We start from the raw sequence: 16,187 nt of genomic DNA, 5'->3' as shown, positions 1-16,187 counted from the left end.
GCTCTGCCCGTCGGTCGCCAGCCCCACAGCCGCGCCATGCCCTGCGGGCAGGATCCCTGCCTCGAAAGGGGCGCAACCCCCGCGCCAACGGGAGCGCATCATGACCGTTCTGCCAACGCTCTTCGCCAGCCAGCAGCAAGGGGATCTGCCCCTGCACGAACAACTGGTGCGTACCCTGCGCGAGGCCATCCTGGCGGGCCACCTGCCCCTGCACAGCCGCCTGCCCGCCAGCCGTCTCCTGGCCCGGGATCTCGGGATCTCCCGCAGCACGGTGGAACTGGCCTATGGCCGGCTCGAGGCGGAGGGGTATCTGGTGCGCAAGGTGGGCGCCGGCAGCTTTGTCGCCCTGGCGGCGGTGCGCCCCGCGCCGCGCCCGCCCCAGTCAGCGGCTGGCCTCTCCCGCCGCGGCCAGGAGATGGCCCTGGGTGGCGCCTGTCACGACGTGCCCGAGGTGGGCACCACCTTTGCTTCCAGCCAGCCGGATCCCCGTCTCTTCCCCCAGGCACTCTGGGGTCGGCTGATGCAGCAACAGTGGCGCCAGCGCGCCAGCGACTGGATGAACTACGGGGATCCCCAGGGGCTTGGGGAACTTCGCGCCGCCATCAGCAGCTATCTGGTGCAGTCCCGCGGCGTGGTGTGCGAGCCGGATCAGATCCTGATCCTCACCAGCTCCCAGCAGGGGATCCTGCTGGCGACCCAGTTGCTCATCGATGCCGGTGACACCGTCTGGGTGGAAGACCCCGGTTATCCCGGGGCTCGCACCGCCATGGAGAGCGCCGGTGCCCGGGTGCATCCGGTGCCGGTGGATGAAGAGGGGCTCAACCCTCATGGGGATCATCCTGCACCGCGCCTCATCTACTGCACCCCGGCACACCAGTATCCCCTTGGCGTCCCCATGAGCCTGCCCCGCCGCATGGCGCTGCTGGCCGAGGCAGAGCGTCACGGCGCCTGGATCCTGGAAGACGATTACGATGGGGAGTACCAGTATGATCAGCGTCCCCTGCCCGCCCTGCAGGGGCTCGACGGCCAGGGGCGGGTGATCTATGTGGGCACCTTCAGCAAGGTGCTGTTCGGCTCGCTGCGCCTCGCCTACCTGGTGCTGCCCAGGCCGCTGATGGACTCCTTCTGCCGCGCCCGGGCCGCCGTCGACGGCCACAGCAACCAGTTGCAGCAAGCGGTCACGGCAGACTTCATCCGGGGCGGGCACTTCGCCACCCACCTGCGCCAGAGCCGCCTCCTCTACCAGAGCAGACGGGATCTGCTGCTGGCGGAACTGGCCGAGCACTGCCCGGGGCTCACCCCCATCCACAGCGGCGCCGGCCTGCAGTGCGCCGTGCTGCTGCCCCCCGGTGGCGAGGCGCGCTGGACCAATGCCGCCAATACCTGCGGGTTGGGGCTGCGCCATCTGGGCCAGTTCTACCTGGGCCCGCCGACACTGGAGGGGTGGCTGCTCGGCTTCGGCTGCCTCGACAACCAGACGCTGCGCCAACTCTGTCGTCGCCTGGGTCTCTTGATGAAATCCGCATGACCCCCTTCTCAAGAGGTCAGATCTGCCAGAGCCTGATAGCGCTGTGTCGACGGGAATGGCCCGTCTATACTGGGCACAATCCCGTTGCCGAACCCGGTCAAGATGCATCGAATCCTGCTCCTTTTGCTCGCCCTCTCCCTCCCGTCCCTCACGATGGCGGCCACCCGCTTCACCCTGATCACCGGGGAAACCCAACAGGATGTCCGCATGAATTATTACCGGGCGGCGATGCGGCTGGCGCTGGAGAAAACACGTCCTGAGTACGGCGACTATGAACTGCTCGACGCCATCAGGATGAACAAGGCGAGGATGCGGCTCGAAGTGCAAACGCCGGGCAAGAATGCCCTCTTCATCGTCGACAGCTGGCCCCAGGAGATCCCTCAACCCGGCGTCACCCTGGTCCCCTTCCCCATCGATCTGGGCGTGCTCGGCTACCGGGTCTGTTTTGTCGGCAGCGCCCGTGCCCAGGCCCTGGCCGGGGTTCACACCCTGTCCCAGTTGCAGCAGTTCACACAAGGGGTGGGCACCGGCTGGCGGGATGCCGACATCCTTCGCTACAACGGCTTCAGGGTGCAGGAGGTGGATAACTATGAGTCACTGTTTCGCCTGGTGGCCCGTGGCCGGATCGATCTCTTCTGCCGTGGTGCCAACGAGATATTGAGCGAGTGGAAAATCCACAGACCCGGCCTGCCGGGGCTGACCGTGGATAGCCATGTCGCCCTCTTCTATCCGCTCATCCACTCCCTCTATAGCCACGCCACCTACAGCAAGGAGCGCGAGCGCCTTTTGCGCGGCCTGCAACTGGCCTGGAAAGATGGCTCCCTGCAGCGCCTCTGGCGCCATCATTTCCAGCCTTCCCTGGTCTTTGCCCGGCTCGATTCACGCCAGATCTTCCGGCTGACCAACCCGCAGTTGCCCGACGAGAGCACCGACTACCGCTCCTATCTCTATGACCCGATGAGGGATGACTTTGGCATCGCTCCCTGACTGGCTCGCCGGTTCTCCCCTGTCAGGCAGGCTCCCCTTGCACACTCTCTGCCTGGCGCTGCTGCTCTGGTTGCTGCCGACCTGCGTCATGGCCGCCCCCGGCAGCATTCGTGCCTGCATGGAGAACAGCGATTCGCCTCCCTGGTTGCTGATGTCCGGCGAGGGGATAGTGCAGTTCCACCTCAAGGAGGTGGCAAACCGGATCGGGCATCCCATCATTCTCACCCCCCTTCCCTGGAAACGCTGCCTCTCCCTCGTCAGCCAGGGCCAGCTCGATGCCGCAGTCAAGCTGAGCTACAGCGAAGAGCGTGCTCGCACCATAGGGGTCTATCCCATGCGACAGGGGGCACCTGATCCCGCCAAGCGCCTGCTCACCGAGAGCTACAGCCTCTACCAGCCAAAAGGCGGACAGGTTCGCTGGGATGGCCGGCAGCTCGTCGCCCATGGCGTCATTGCGGCGCAGTCCGGTTTCTCCATCGTCGCCCAGCTGCAGGAGAGCGGTGTCAGGGTGGATGACTCCAGCAGGGAGCCACTGATCCTGCTCAAGAAGGTCGCGATGCAGCGCGCCGTTGCCGCCGCCCTGCAAACCGGGGTCGCAGAACGGACCCTGGCCGCCCACCCGCAGCTGCAGGCCACACTCGAGCGGATCACCCCTCCCCTGGTCGAAAAACCCTACTACCTCATCTTCTCCCACCCCTTCCATCAGGCCCACCCCGATCTCAGCCAACAGGTGTGGGACGAGATTGAGGAGGTGCGACACTCCGCAGCCTATGCCCGCTTCGTCACAGGCATGGCGTCACCGGGGACCCCCTAACCCCAGGCCCGCCCCTCAGCCCTGCTCGCGGCACAGGGCAAGCCAGGCCTCGGCGGTGCGGGAGAGGTAGCGATCCCCTGGCCAGATCACCCCGAGTCGCCAGCTCAGCGCCGGGGCCAGAGGGCGCAACACCAGCCCATCCGGCGTCAGCCGCCGGCAGATGGGCTCCGGCAGGAAGGCGACCCCCATACCGCTTCGTACCATGGCGGTGAGAAAGTCCCACTGGCTGCTGCGGGCCGCCACCTGAGGCACGAACCCGGCTTGCTCGCAGGCCTGCTCCAGCCGCTCGCTCAGGGTGAAGGCCTGGGTATAGAGCAGGAAGGGTTCGTCCCGCAGAGCCTCCAGCCGGATCTCGCCCCCCTCGCGCCAGCGGGGCAGGTCCGGTAGCACCACCCGGATGGGGTAACTGTCCAGATCCAGGGCGCAGAGAGCCCCCTCTTCCCTGGTCGGCAGCATGGTGATGGCGAGATCCAGCTCCCCCGCCAGCACCGCCTGCTCGATGCGCCGCCCGCCATATTCGACGATGGAGAGCTCCACGCCGGGGTAGCGGCTGCGATAGGTACGAATGAGATCCGCATAGACATGGCCCACCATGGGCGGGATGCCGAGGGCAAGACGCCCGGATTGCAGGCTCTGCAGATCCGCCAGCTCCGCCTCCAGCTGCTGCATCTCCGCCAGGATGGTCTGGGCCCGATTGAACAGCACCTGGCCGCTGTCGGTCAGGGTGAAGCGGCGACCGACCCGGCTCAGCAGGGGCTGGCCCAGCTCCTCTTCCATGTTGCGGATCATTTTGCTGATGGTGGGCTGGGTGACGAACAGCTTCTCGGAGGCGCGGGTGAAGCTCTGCTCCCGCACCAGCTCGACGAAGTAACGCAGGGCTCGAATATCCATGGTGCTCTCTTGACGGGGATGGCTGGCTAAATCATGCCTCTTTGGCATGATTTTGATAATTTAAATTCATTTTTTGCAGGTTTTGTCCCTCTCTATACTGTGAGCAGGTTCACAGAAAGACGCTTGCCATGAAAACCCTCTGCCTTCGCTGGTTGCAAACCCCCTTCCAAATCGCCCTGCTGGCGGCCATCTGGTTGCTGGCCGACATCGCAGTGCGCACCTTGCACCTGCCCCTGCCCGCCAATCTCACCGGCATGTTGCTGCTGCTGGTCTGCATCCTGCTCGGGGTGGTCAAGGCCCAGTGGTTCAGTGCCGGGGCCCGCTGGCTGCTGGCGGAGATGCTGCTCTTCTTCGTCCCGGCCGTGGTGGCCGTGGTCAACTATCAGGAGCTGCTGCTGCAGGAGGGGTGGCGCATCATGGTGGTCCTCATCGTCAGCACCGTGCTGGTGCTCGGCACCACGGCCCTGGTGGTGGACAGGGTCTATCGCCTCGAGCTGAAGCTGGCCCGCCGGAGTCGCCGCCATGTCTGACACCCTGCTCGGCCTGCTCTGCTTCGCCCTGACCCTGCTCTTCTACTACGCCAGCAAGTGGCTCTATGGCAAAAAGCGCATCCTGCCCCTGATGCCGCTGCTGCTGGCCCCCACCCTGCTGGTGGCCGTGGTGATGTTGTTCCACATTCCCTACCGGGACTACATGGCCGAATCCCACTGGCTGCTCTGGCTGCTGGGCCCTGCCACCGTCGCCTTCGCGGTGCCCGTCTACGAGAATCGCCAGCTGATGCGCCGCCACTGGCTTTCCCTCTCGGTCGGGGTCGTGGCGTCCGTGGTGATGGCGGTGGGCAGCACAGTGCTGCTGGCCCGCTGGCTCAACCTCTCCGAGCTGTTGCAGCGCAGCATGGCCATGAGATCCATCACCACCCCCTTCGCGGTGGAGGCGACCCGTTCCGTGGGTGGCAACGCCGATCTCACCGCCCTGTTCGTGGTGCTGACAGGCGTCATCGGCATGGCGGTGGGAGAAAGCGTGCTCACCGTGCTCGCCATCCGCAGCCGCCTTGGCAAGGGCGCGGGCTTTGGTGCCTCGGCCCACGGGGCCGGGACAGCCAGGGCCTATCAGATGGGCAACGAGGAGGGGGTGGTCTCCAGCATGGTGATGATGATCGCCGGCATGGCCACCGTGCTGCTCGCCCCCCTCCTGGGCCGGCTGTTCTGGTAACTCCGCTACCCGATAACAGAAGAGGCGCCCTGGGGCGCCTCTTCTCATTGCATCGTGTCACGCAGCCTCAGAGGCTGGCGCAGATCTGCCAGAGATCGTACTGGATGGCGGCGGCCGTCACTTCCCGGCCCGCTCCCGGCCCCTGGATCACCAGGGGGTTGGTGCGATAGCTGTCGCTCTCGATGGCGAACACGTTGTCGCAGGGCAAGAGGTTGGCAAACGGGTGATGGGGCTCCAGCGCCTCCAGCCCGACGCGGGCCTTGCCGTCGTGCTCGAAGCGGGCGACATAACGCAGCACCTTGCCGACCCGGCGCGCCCCCTCGAAGGCGGTCTGGATAGGGTCATCCAGCTCCTTGAGCCTGTCCATGAACTGATCCGCACTCACCTTGCGCAGGACCACCGGCACCAGGTTCTCCAGCTCGATGTCGGCGGAGTCGAGTTCGAAGCCCGCCTCCCGCGCCAGGATGAGCAGCTTGCGGCGCACATCCTGACCGGAGAGATCCTCCCGGGGATCCGGCTCGGTCAGGCCGTGTTGCCACGCCTCGTCCACCAGTTCGGAGAAGGGGCGAGTGCCGTCATACTGCTGGAACAGCCAGGAGAGGGTGCCGGAGAAGATGCCGGAGACCCCCTGGATGCGGTCACCGCTCTGGCGCAGCATCTGGATGCTGGACTGGATGGGCAGCCCGGCCCCCACGGTGGCGTTGTAGCGCCACTGCACCTGGTGGTCGCGACAGGTCTGCTTGATGCGCTGGTAAAACTCGCTGTCGGCGGCACCGGCAAACTTGTTGGCGGCGATGATGTGGATGCCGAGCTGGGCAAAGTCCGGGTAGTAGCGGCTCACCGTCTCGCTGGCGGTCATGTCGAGCGCGATCAGGGAGTCAAAGCTGTGCTGCTCCAGCTGGGAGAGCAGCTCCGGCCAGATGAGCGGCTTGGGATGGAAGTTGTCCTGTACCTTGAGGGGATCCAGCCCCTCTTCGTCCAGCAGCCCGCCCTTGGAGTCGAAGACCCCGTAGAGGGTGAGCGCCAGATTAAGCTCATGCTCGAGGCGCGCCTTCTCGCGGGCATAGAGCCCCAGCCAGTGACCGCCGATATTGCCCTTGCCGAACACCACCAGCCCGACCCGGGTCGGGCGGCTGAACAGGGCACTGTGCAGAGCGATGAGCAGCGGCTCCAGCACGATCTGGCGCAGCACGGCCACCAGGCTCAGGCCGTCTTTGGCCACCTGCACGAACTCCAGAGGCTGATCCGCCAACAGCTGGTAGAAACGGTGGCACTGCTCGGCATTGTCGGTGACGCCGGCCCCCACCAGGGCGACCAGGCTGAACCCCTCCTTCTGGATGAGGCCGGTAAAGTTGCCCTGCAACTGGAAGTCACGGAGCACCTCGAAGGCCCCTTGTGCCACTTCCAGGGTGTAGGCCAGACGCAGCACCCGCCGATCCGGCTGGCGCTGCAGGGTGAGCGGATGGAGGCGATGGCGGGCCAGATGGGCCTCGATGGCCGCTACTGTCTGCTCAAAGTCAGTCTGCGGCAGCACCTTGAGCTCGATGAGGGCTATCTGATCCACCGAGGAGACGATGCGGGCACCGCCGGAGCGGGGTGCACGGCGCAGGATGTGGGTGCAGCCTTCGTCCGGATTGTAGCTGCAGCGCAGGGTGAGGCGCTGACGGCTGTCGGCCACCGGCTGCAGAGTACGCGAATGCAGCACCGAGGAGCCCAGGCGCGCCAGCTCGTTGGCCTCGGCCAGGCTCAGGCGCTCCAGCAGACGAGCCTCTTTCACCCGGCGCGGGTCGGCACTGTAGACCCCGGCCACGTCGCTCCAGATGGTGGTGGACTCGCCGTCCGCCAGCGCCGCCAGGAGGCTGGCACTGTAGTCGGAGCCGTTGCGCCCCAGCAGCAGGGAACGCCCCTCCATGTCGGCGGCAATGAAGCCGGTCACCACGATGCGACCGGCGTGCTCGGCCAGCCGAGCCTTGAGCAGCTCGCTGGAGAGGGCGGTGTCCACCTTGATGAGGGCGCCGTCTTCTGCGCGCAGGAAACTGCGAGCATCGAGCCAGGCGGCCGCCTCACCCCGGCTGGTGAGCAGGGCAGCCAGCAGGCGGGCGGACCACACCTCGCCAAAGGCGAGCAGGCCGTTGCGCTCGAAGCGGTCAAACTGCCCCTCCAGGGTCTTGGCGATCAACTGCATGTCGTCCGTCAGTTGCTGGCTCAGATCGAGGTGAAGCTCCCCTTCCAGCAGGCCGTCGATCAGGCTCTGCTGATAGGCGTGCAGGGCGGTGATGGCTTCGCCTGCGGCCTCATCCCCCGCTTCCGCCAGCTCCACCAGCTGGATCAGCCGGTTGGTGGTCTTGCCTGCGGCGGAGACCACCACCAGCTCGTTGCCCCCCACCTGTTGCTCGACGATGCTGGCGACCCGGCGATAACAGACCGGATCCGCCAGGCTGCTGCCGCCGAACTTGTGTACATGGCGCCGCTTGAAGACTGCCTCTGTTGCCACCACACACTCTCCTTGTTGTTGTTCCATTACTTCACCTGCTCTGCCTGTTGTGCCAACTGCGCCTGTTCAAACCCCTGGGCCAGATCGGCCACCAGATCCTCACCGTGTTCGATCCCCACCGACAGACGCAGCAACTGGGCACTGATGCCCGCCGCCTGCTGGGCCGCAGGGGTCATGGCCCTGTGGGTCATGCTGGCCGGATGGGCCACCAGACTCTCCACCCCGCCGAGGGACTCCGCCACCGAGAAGAGGCGCAGCCCCGCGAGGAAGGCGCGCAGCCCCGTCTCGTTGCAATCGAGCTCAAAACTTAGCATGGCGCCAAAGCCGGACTGTTGACGGCGCGCAATGTCGTGGCCTGGATGGCTCGGCAGGCTGGGGTGATAGATCCGCTTGACCAGCGGCTGCTGCTGCAAGAAGGCGAGGATGCGATCCGTGTTCTCCTGATGGGTGCGCAGGCGCGGAGCCAGGGTGCGCAGACCCCGCAGGGTGAGGTAGGAGTCAAAGGCACCGGAGGTGAGCCCCAGGCAGTTGGCCCACCACACCAGGGAGTCGGCCAGAGCCTGATCCTTGGCGATCGCCACACCCCCTACCACGTCGGAGTGGCCGTTGATGTACTTGGTGGTGGAGTGGACCACCACGTCGGCACCAAGGGACAGGGGCTGTTGCAGCAAGGGGGAGAGGAAGGTGTTGTCCACCACCACCTGGGCCCCCACCCCGTGGGAGGCCTCGGCGATGGCGGCGATGTCCACCACCCGCAGCAGCGGGTTGGAGGGGGTCTCCACCCACACCAGTGCGGGTTTCTGGGCCAGCGCGGCGGCCAGCGCCACCTCGTCTCCCTGATCCACGAACTGCACCTGGTAGTGGCCCTTGGCCGCCAGATACTCGAACAGACGCCAGGTACCGCCGTAGCAGTCGTGGGGAGCGATCAGCAGATCCCCCGCCTTGAGCAGAGCCGTGGTCACCAGGTGAACGGCCCCCATGCCGGTGCCGGTCACCACGGCGCCGGCCCCCCCTTCCAGGACCGCCAGGGCGTCTGCCAGATTGGTGCGGGTCGGGTTGCCGGAGCGGGCATAGTCGTATTGACGGGGCTCGCCAAAGTCGGCAAAGGTGTAGTTGCTGGAGAGGTAGATGGGGGGCACCACGGCACCGTGCTGCGTGTCTGTCTCAATCCCGGTGCGTACCGCCAGGGTGGCCTTGTGGGTCATGTCACTCTCCTTGATGGGTTGCCGGAGCCGGTCCGCCTCGTGGGTCGTCCAGCCCCGCTCTCATTTTCGCTGGCCGGACTGCCGGCCCATGGTGCACCACACTACGCCACCTTAAAAAAGCCGTCAACACTTCTAGACGTCTAAATGGCTTTGCTGTTGGATTGCCATTGAATTCCTTAAGGGTTAAAATCCGCGCTCACGGCCAAACGACTACAGGTGGAACATGGGTACAGAGTGGAACGGCGACTACGTCAGCCCCTATGCAGAGCACGGCAAGAAGAGCGAACAGGTCAAGAAGATAACCGTCTCGATCCCGCTCAAGGTGCTGAAGGTGTTGACCGATGAGCGCACCCGTCGCCAGGTGAACAACCTGCGTCATGCGACCAACAGCGAGCTGCTCTGCGAAGCCTTCCTGCACGCCTTCACCGGCCAGCCGCTGCCCTGTGACGACGACCTGCGCAAGGATCACCCGGACAGCGTCCCTGCCGAGGCCCGCGCCATCATGGAAGCCCTTGGCAAAGAGATCGAAGACTTCGACGCCGAGTAATGCGGCTGCCCATGGCAAACGATGCATCCCTTTCAATGACGCGGCCCGGTGCCGCGTCATGCTTATCTGCCGTCTCCCCCTTCAGCCTGCGTCACTACCAGAGCGACATGCAGAGCCACAGTCATGACCACGCCCAGCTGGTGATCCCCCTCGTCGGCCCCCTCGAGATCGAGGTGCAGGGCCGGGGATGTCGCCTCGCCCCCGGTTTTGCCTGCATCATCGCCCCTGGCCTTCGCCACGACTACGCCGCCGATCCGGCGCACGTGTTTCTGGTGCAGGAGAGCCACTGGCTGCCAGCCGCCCTGGGGGACCACCCCTTCGTCGAGCTGGATGAGGCCCAGCGCCACTACCTCGCCTTCCTGCACCGCATGGTGGCCGAGGGGCGCCACGTGGCCGGCATGGATCAGGTGTGGCTCGGGCTGCTGACCGAGGGACGCGGCATGGGCCCTGCCGTCGCACCCCGCATAGCCCCTCGTATCGCCAAGGTGCAGCGTCATATGGAAGCCCACCTCGCAGACCCCCTCACCAACGAGGGACTCGCCGCCATCGCCTGCCTCGGCCTGAGCCAGTTCAAACACGCCTTTCGCCAGCAGGTGGGCACGAGCGTCTCCCACTACCTCAGGATGCGGCGCATGGCGCTGGCCCGCACCCTGCTCGCCCGCACCCGGCTGCCCGTCGGCGAAGTGGCCAGCCGCTGCGGCTACCAGAACCAGGGGGCCTTTGCCGAGCGCTTCCTGGCCGAGACCGGACTGACCCCTTCCCTCTGGCGCCGGCAAAACGGCCGCCTGCCGTAATCGGTCGGCTCTTTGCCGAAGACAATCCCCGGGCATTCGAGGCATGCTGAGGCTCATGCACGGTATGGGCAACGAGGAGCCAAGATGCAGACCATAAGCTGGCAGGATTTCGAGATGGTGGAGCTCAGGGTGGGCACCCTGGTGCGGGTCGAGCCCTTCCCCGAGGCGCGCCGCCCCGCCTACAAGGTGTGGGCGGATTTCGGCCCCGAGCTCGGGGTGCGCAAGAGCAGCGCCCAGATCACCGACCTCTATCGACCGGAGGATCTGGTGGGCCGCCAGATCGTCGCCGTGGTGAACTTTCCCCCCAAGCAGATAGGCCCCATCCAGTCGGAGTTTCTGCTGACCGGCTTCTATCGCCCGGATGGCGCCGTGGTGATCGCCATCCCCGAGCAGGCGGTGGAGAACGGCGCCAAGCTGGGGTGAGACGACGGCAAGGCAACCAGAGAGCAGAAACAAGAGAGGCGACCCCCGGGGTCGCCTCTCTTGTTTGATGCTGACGGCCTGGCTTATTTCAGCAGGCTGAACAGCAGGGCCGAGACCGCCAGGGCACCGGTCAGCAGGATGAAGCCGTTGACCCAACGGTGACGGAAGCGGGCCAGCGCCTCCACCTTGTAGATGGCCACCACCGGCATGATGAAGAGGATCATGGCGATGACGGGACCGGAGAGGGTCTCCATCAACCCCAGAATGCCCGGGTTGATGATGGCGGCGCCCCAGATGGCGAAGAACATCAGGGCGATGCCGAGCTTGTCCGCCTTCGCCAGCGGCAGGCCGGTGGGCTTGGCGATCAGGCTTTTCAGGCTCTCGCGGGCACCGAGGAAGTGGCCGAGGAAGGAGGAGCTGATGGCGATAAAGGCGATGAGCGGCCCCAGGGTCACGATCACCGGGTTGTCGGTGATGTTGGCGAGATAGGAGAGCACGGAGACGTTCTGGGCCTTGGCCTCGGCCAACTGAGCCGGGGAGAGGCTCAGCACGCAGGAGAAGACGAAGAAGAGCACGAAGCCCACCAGCATGACGGTGGTGTTGCGCAGGATCAGGCCGCTCTTGGTTTCGGCCTGCTCCCCGTATTCCCGGCGCTGCACGTTGGCAAAGCCCGAGATGGCGGCGGCGTGGCTGAAGGCGAACACGGTGACCGGCAGCGCCAGCCAGACGGTGTTGAGGAAGCTCGTGCCTTCAAAGGCGGTCACTTCCGGCCACTGCCACTGGGGAATGAGGTAGCAGGAGAGGGCCAGCAGGATCGCCGCAAGCGGGTAGACCATGACGGCGAAGGCCCGCAGCATCGCCTTCTCGCCGGCCAGCATCACGGCGATCATGGCGAACACCAGCACGCCGGAGAGCATCACCCGATCCGGGGAGGCCAGGCCGAGCTGGTTGACCATGAAGCTCTCCACTGTGTTGGTCAGCCCGACGCCGTAGATGAGCAGGATCGGGAAGATGGAGAGGAAATAGAGCGCCGAGATGAGGCGCCCGGCCATCTTGCCGAAGTGCTCCTCGGCCACCTCGGTGAAGTCGGCCTGGGGGCGCGACGACGAGAGCACGAAACGCGCCAGCCCGCGGTGGGCGAGGAAGGTCATGGGACCGGCCAGCACGGCGACGATGATGAGGGGCCAGATCCCCCCCAGACCCAGGTTGATGGGCAGGAACAGAATGCCGGCGCCGACGGCGGTGCCGAACAGGCTGATGACCCAATGGGTGTCGTGGCGACGCCAGCCGGTGCTGGCCATGGTGGAGGGGGAACCGGACAGCTCCCGTGAGACGTCTGCAGATAAACTCATCGATAAATCACTTTTACGTAGTATTAAAATCTAAAAAGATTGTGCTCCTTTAGCATTTAATTCTCAAAAAGGGAGACTGGCAGATCTCACTGGCAAAGCCCTGTTCCACCAGTGAGATTGGGAGGAAATTTCACCCCGGATTATTCGATTAATCCTGACATTAACCAAAAGTTAGGAATATAAAACCAAAATTAAAACCGACGTCGATTTTTTGTTTCGATGAAATGCATGTTTTCAGAATTAAATGAAATTTATGCCAGTGCAGCCAGATTGGATGTGATGATCCACTGCCGTTATCGCCATCACTAGCGAATCTCCCTAAAATCCCCGTAACCAGCCAGTGGATCACACCAATGCAATCAGGCGACCCTGTGGTCGCCTGATTGCATTCCCTGCGAGCTGGTCGACCCGTCAGTGGGCCAGAATGCGACCCCAGGCGAGATCCGGGTCCCCCATCACGATGAAGTCCGGGTTCTCCAGCGACTCGGTCTCGTTGTAGCTCAGCGGTTGCAGCGCCAGGCTGAGGATGCGCCCCCCTGCCGCCTCCACGATGCACTGGGCGGCAGCGGTATCCCACTCCCCGGTGGGGCCCAGGCGCACGTAGCAATCCGCCACGCCTTCCGCCACCAGGCAGGACTTGAGGGAGCTGGAGCCGAGCGGGATCAGCTCGTAGTGGATGGCCGGGTTGAGGCGACGGGTCAGGTTCTCCAGTTTCTGGCGGCGGCTGATGGCCACCACCAGGGAGTCTGGCTGATCGTGTTCATGATGGATGGCGCTGATGGGACGGCTCTCGCCGTTCGCCTCCTTGAAGGCGCCGTGACCACGCACCGCCCAGTAGAGCAGATCGGATTCGGGGGCATAGATGACCCCGAGCACCGGGACATTGTCCCGCACCAGGGCGATCAGGGTAGCGAAGTCGCCGCTGCCTGCGATGAACTCACCAGTGCCGTCCAGCGGGTCCACCAGCCAGTACTGGCGCCAGTTCGCACGCTGGCTGAAGGGGATGTCGGCCGCCTCTTCGGTCAGCACGGGGACATGGGGAGTGAGCGCTGCCAGCGCCTGTTTGAGGTAGGCATCGGCAGCAAGATCGGCACTGGTGACCGGGGTCGCATCCTCCTTCAACTGGCGTTCGAACTGACCGCCGCGATAGATCTCGTGAAGGATCCTGCCCGCCTCACGGGCGATCTCCTTGACCTCGGGTATCCAGGCCAACAACTCCTGCATGGTGCTTACCTCTGCCTCTGATTGCCAAACAGACCCTCTGCGGGCTAATTTCCCTGCTCCGCCAGCCATTTGCTGGCCAGCAGCAGGGCACTGATGCTGCGCGACTCGGTGAAGTCCGGTCGTGCCAGCAACTCGTCGATCCGGTTGAGGGGCCAGGGGATCACCTCAAGAGGCTCGGGCTCGTCACCGACCCGCTGCTCGGGGTAGAGATCCCGCGCCAGCAAGATGTCCATCCGGCTGGAGAAATACCCCGGCGCCAGCGACACCTGCTTGAGCAGGGTCAGGCTGCTCGCCCCGAAGCCCGCCTCCTCCATCAGCTCCCGGTTGCCCGCCTCGAAGGCATTTTCACCGGGGTCTATCAATCCCTTGGGGAAACCCAGCTCGTAGGAGTGGGTGCCCGCCGCGTACTCGCGCACCAGCAGCAGGGTGTGGGCATCGAACAGGGGCACCACCATGACGGCACCCCGATTGCCGCCGCGCATCCGCTCGTAGACCCGCTCCTCGCCGTTGGAGAATTTCAGGTGAAGGGACTCCACCTTGAACAGCCGGCTCTCGGCCACGATCTCGGCCTTGAGGATCTCCGGCTTGCTCTTGTCATGGGCCATGGTCTCGACACTGAGGTGGACGGGATTGCGCTTGTGGGGATCGCTCATCGGAGGCTGACTGCTCGTTAAAAAATCGTGTTTCAAGAGTAAACGACTCCCCTGCCGAACACCACGGGGCAAAGAGGGGAAAGATGTCTGAAAAATCCGTTATAATGCGCCCCGTTTTTCCCATCACCACAGACATCGCGAGGCCCCATGTCGACTCCCCTGCCCTGGCACCAGATTGATACCGTGTTGCTCGACATGGATGGCACCCTGATCGATCTCCATTTTGACAGCCATCTGTGGCAAACCCTGGTGCCGGCGCGCTACGCCGAGCGACTCGGCCTGCCGCTGGCCGAGGCGAAGGCGCAGATAGACACCCACTATCATGCGGTCAACGGCACGCTCGACTGGTACTGCGTGGATTACTGGACCCGGACGCTCGGGCTCGACATCCGCGCCCTCAAACAGGAGATCCTGGAGAAGATCCAGTGGCGCCCCAACGTCATTCCCTTCCTTGCCGCACTCAAGGCCGCCGGCAAGCAGGTGGTGCTCTTCACCAATGCCCATCCCGCCAGCCTGTCGGTGAAGGATGCACGCCTCGGCCTCGCCCAGCACCTCGATCTGATGGTGAGCACCCATGAGCTCGGGTGGTCGAAGGAGAGCCAGCACTGCTGGCAGGCACTGGCCGAGCGGCTGGCCTTCGACCCGGCCCGCACCCTCTTCGTGGATGACAGCGAGCGGATCCTGGCCGCCTCGGCCGAGTTCGGCATCGCTCACCAGCTCGGCATCCGTCACCCCGACAGCCAGATGCCGCCGCTCACCTTCCAGCACTTCCCGGCGCTCGAGGACTACGCCGACCTGCTCCCTCTCGGCGCCTGACACGCACAAGGCCCTCTTCACGAGGGCCTTGTCACATCAGCTCAACAGCCTGCCGAGCGCATCCCGTTCATGAAAGCCCTCAGGCCGCATCGCGCGGGGCCAGCACCCCCATGCTGGCCAGGTAGTCGAGGGCGCTTGGGGTGAAGCCGACCTCCGTGAGGTGCGCCGCCGTGAAAGGGGCTGCATGCAGAGGCAGGCCGCGGCTCACCCGTTCCATCCAGTCCGGATTGCCAAGGGCCGCCGTGCCCACCGCCACCAGATCGGCGCCGCCGGCCAGAGCCCGCTCCGCCGAATCTGCGTCGCGAATCTTGCCCGCCACCATGAGCGGCACCCGCCCGGCCAACCCGACCCTTACCGCCTCCAGCAGGGCGCCGCCGTCGGGATCCCCTGCCACCGCCTTGAAGCTGTCCCCCATGGAGAAGTGCAGGTAGTCGATCCCCTCGTCCACCAGCAGGCGCGCCACCGCCAGCTGATGGGCCAGTTCGATGCCCTGGATATGGGCATAGCTCTCGGGGGAAAGACGCACCCCGACCAGGAAGCCCCGGGGTAGACGGGCGCGAATGCCGCGCACTATCTCCACCAGGATCCGCGCCCGGTTCGCGAGGCTGCCCCCCCAGCGGTCGGTGCGCCGGTTGTGCAGGGGGTTGAGGAAGTTGCAGAGCAGGAAGTGGTGGGCTGCGTGCAGCTCGACCCCGTGCAGGCCGGCACCATGGGCCCGCTCGGCAGCGATCACAAAGGCGTCAATGATCGTCAGAATCTCCGCCTCGCTCAGCCCCTTGACCCCGAGGGGGTAACGCCCGCCCGGCGCCAGCGCGCACGGGCCGACTGGCGCCCCGTCGTTCAGCTCTGGCAGAGCCCGCATCCCGCCGTGATGCAGTTGCACCACCGCCAGCGCCCCGGCCTGCCGCGCACTGTCGGCCAGGGCCGTGAAGGCCTGCTGCTGGGCGTCCGTCATCAGGGCAGGCTGCCCCGCCCAGCAGCGTCCGCCGGGCCGCACCTGGGTGGCGGCGGCAATGAGCAGGCCGAAGCCGCCACGGGCGCAGCGCGCCAGCCAGTCGAGCTCGGCCTGGCCGGGATCACCGCCTGCGCCGCTCATGTTGTGGGTCAAAGGGGCCAGCACGGCCCGGTTCTTGAGCCGCAATCCGGCTCGCTCGAAGTGGAAGCTGTCGCCCAGTGTCTTGTTCATCGTCCTCTCCCGGGATCGCAATGGCATGGCGGCCACTATAAACCCGGGCCACCAGGATATA

16 protein-coding genes are annotated in these 16,187 nt (G+C 65.3%); 9 read left to right on the top strand and 7 right to left on the bottom strand.

Annotated features, from left to right (window positions below; translation table 11 throughout):
• Nucleotides 1-100 precede the first annotated feature (100 nt).
• From AB5Y68_RS20350 to AB5Y68_RS20340, 3 genes are all read left to right on the top strand, one after another.
• Nucleotides 101-1,528: a PLP-dependent aminotransferase family protein gene (locus tag AB5Y68_RS20350; protein WP_039040572.1), complete on the top strand. Its 1,428-nt coding sequence runs from the start codon at nucleotides 101-103 to the stop codon at nucleotides 1,526-1,528.
• A gap of 102 nt (nucleotides 1,529-1,630) precedes the next feature.
• A complete protein-coding gene (locus tag AB5Y68_RS20345) occupies nucleotides 1,631-2,515 on the top strand; it encodes a hypothetical protein (protein ID WP_039040613.1) in 885 nt (294 codons plus the stop codon).
• 37 nt (nucleotides 2,516-2,552) lie between these two features.
• A complete protein-coding gene (locus AB5Y68_RS20340) occupies nucleotides 2,553-3,329 on the top strand; it encodes an ABC transporter substrate-binding protein (protein WP_010675700.1) in 777 nt (258 codons plus the stop codon).
• Nucleotides 3,330-3,344: 15 nt separating this feature from the next.
• On the opposite strand, the gene AB5Y68_RS20335 is transcribed toward AB5Y68_RS20340, so the two are convergent.
• Nucleotides 3,345-4,220: a LysR family transcriptional regulator gene (locus AB5Y68_RS20335; RefSeq protein WP_039040573.1), complete on the bottom strand. Its 876-nt coding sequence runs from the start codon at nucleotides 4,218-4,220 to the stop codon at nucleotides 3,345-3,347.
• A gap of 128 nt (nucleotides 4,221-4,348) precedes the next feature.
• Here AB5Y68_RS20335 and AB5Y68_RS20330 point away from each other — a divergent pair, with 128 nt between their 5' ends.
• Nucleotides 4,349-4,750 (top strand): CidA/LrgA family protein, encoded by a 402-nt coding sequence (locus AB5Y68_RS20330; RefSeq protein WP_039040574.1) that lies wholly within the window; start codon nucleotides 4,349-4,351, stop codon nucleotides 4,748-4,750.
• Nucleotides 4,743-5,432, top strand: a complete 690-nt coding sequence (locus AB5Y68_RS20325) for an LrgB family protein (protein WP_010675703.1) — start codon at nucleotides 4,743-4,745, stop codon at nucleotides 5,430-5,432. Before AB5Y68_RS20330 ends, AB5Y68_RS20325 begins: the two co-directional genes overlap by 8 nt.
• Before the next feature lie 67 nt (nucleotides 5,433-5,499).
• On the opposite strand, the gene AB5Y68_RS20320 is transcribed toward AB5Y68_RS20325, so the two are convergent.
• Both AB5Y68_RS20320 and metB read right to left on the bottom strand, forming a co-directional pair.
• Nucleotides 5,500-7,953, bottom strand: coding sequence for a bifunctional aspartate kinase/homoserine dehydrogenase II (locus AB5Y68_RS20320; protein WP_039040575.1), 2,454 nt, complete (start codon nucleotides 7,951-7,953; stop codon nucleotides 5,500-5,502).
• Nucleotides 7,953-9,131, bottom strand: a complete 1,179-nt coding sequence (gene metB / locus AB5Y68_RS20315) for a cystathionine gamma-synthase (protein WP_039040576.1) — start codon at nucleotides 9,129-9,131, stop codon at nucleotides 7,953-7,955. The genes AB5Y68_RS20320 and metB overlap by 1 nt, the downstream gene beginning before the upstream one ends.
• A 223-nt stretch (nucleotides 9,132-9,354) precedes the next feature.
• Here metB and metJ point away from each other — a divergent pair, with 223 nt between their 5' ends.
• From metJ to AB5Y68_RS20300, 3 genes are all read left to right on the top strand, one after another.
• Nucleotides 9,355-9,678, top strand: coding sequence for a met regulon transcriptional regulator MetJ (metJ, locus tag AB5Y68_RS20310; RefSeq protein WP_005327165.1), 324 nt, complete (start codon nucleotides 9,355-9,357; stop codon nucleotides 9,676-9,678).
• Between the two features lie 35 nt (nucleotides 9,679-9,713).
• Nucleotides 9,714-10,472 (top strand): AraC family transcriptional regulator, encoded by a 759-nt coding sequence (locus tag AB5Y68_RS20305; protein WP_039040614.1) that lies wholly within the window; start codon nucleotides 9,714-9,716, stop codon nucleotides 10,470-10,472.
• An 84-nt stretch (nucleotides 10,473-10,556) separates the two neighbouring features.
• Nucleotides 10,557-10,895: a tRNA-binding protein gene (locus tag AB5Y68_RS20300; protein WP_010675707.1), complete on the top strand. Its 339-nt coding sequence runs from the start codon at nucleotides 10,557-10,559 to the stop codon at nucleotides 10,893-10,895.
• 83 nt (nucleotides 10,896-10,978) lie between these two features.
• On the opposite strand, the gene AB5Y68_RS20295 is transcribed toward AB5Y68_RS20300, so the two are convergent.
• From AB5Y68_RS20295 to nudE, 3 genes are all read right to left on the bottom strand, one after another.
• Nucleotides 10,979-12,247: an aromatic amino acid transport family protein gene (locus AB5Y68_RS20295; RefSeq protein ID WP_029314815.1), complete on the bottom strand. Its 1,269-nt coding sequence runs from the start codon at nucleotides 12,245-12,247 to the stop codon at nucleotides 10,979-10,981.
• A 411-nt stretch (nucleotides 12,248-12,658) separates the two neighbouring features.
• Nucleotides 12,659-13,471, bottom strand: coding sequence for a 3'(2'),5'-bisphosphate nucleotidase CysQ (cysQ, locus tag AB5Y68_RS20290; protein WP_010675709.1), 813 nt, complete (start codon nucleotides 13,469-13,471; stop codon nucleotides 12,659-12,661).
• A gap of 44 nt (nucleotides 13,472-13,515) precedes the next feature.
• Complete coding sequence (nudE, locus tag AB5Y68_RS20285; protein WP_039040577.1) at nucleotides 13,516-14,124, bottom strand: ADP compounds hydrolase NudE; 609 nt, start codon at nucleotides 14,122-14,124, stop codon at nucleotides 13,516-13,518.
• A 147-nt stretch (nucleotides 14,125-14,271) separates the two neighbouring features.
• On the opposite strand from nudE, the gene yrfG reads away from it, so the two are divergent.
• Entirely contained in the window at nucleotides 14,272-14,940 is a 669-nt protein-coding gene (gene yrfG / locus AB5Y68_RS20280) for a GMP/IMP nucleotidase (RefSeq protein WP_029314817.1), read from the top strand.
• Nucleotides 14,941-15,019: 79 nt separating this feature from the next.
• Here yrfG and AB5Y68_RS20275 read toward each other — a convergent pair whose 3' ends face one another.
• Entirely contained in the window at nucleotides 15,020-16,126 is a 1,107-nt protein-coding gene (locus tag AB5Y68_RS20275; protein WP_039040578.1) for an NADH:flavin oxidoreductase, read from the bottom strand.
• Nucleotides 16,127-16,187 lie beyond the last annotated feature (61 nt).

This window comes from Aeromonas sp. R6-1 (assembly GCF_040908165.1).
GTDB lineage: Bacteria > Pseudomonadota > Gammaproteobacteria > Enterobacterales > Aeromonadaceae > Aeromonas > Aeromonas caviae.
The sequence above is the reverse complement of the archived record's forward strand: the minus strand, read 5'-3'. Positions and strand labels throughout refer to the sequence as shown.